We start from the raw sequence: 233 nt of genomic DNA, 5'->3' as shown, positions 1-233 counted from the left end.
GCCCGTTGTTCGTCTACGTCGGCCTTCGTCAGTTGGTGCTCTGCGTAGTCGTGTATGCGCCATCCGTCAGCGGTGCGTTCCCACATGCCGACTTCCACCAGACGGTCAGAGGCAGCCTGAGCTACCTCAATTGCGAGCCCGCATTTGAACGCCAGGGAGGGCAGCACGACGGCCGGGAGGGCGCCGTCAGTGAGCTGTTTGCGGGACCATGCAAGAGCGCACAGGTACAGCGA

1 protein-coding gene is annotated in these 233 nt (G+C 63.1%); it reads right to left on the bottom strand.

Annotated elements, in window-relative coordinates; translation table 11 throughout:
* Window positions 1-233: hypothetical protein (locus tag P9236_RS30830; RefSeq protein WP_278078227.1), on the bottom strand; the 233-nt coding region annotated here is incomplete at both ends.

It is taken from the genome of Mesorhizobium sp. WSM4884 (genome assembly GCF_029625675.1).
Classification (GTDB): Bacteria; Pseudomonadota; Alphaproteobacteria; order Rhizobiales; family Rhizobiaceae; genus Mesorhizobium.
This window is presented reverse-complemented; position numbering and strand designations above follow the sequence as displayed.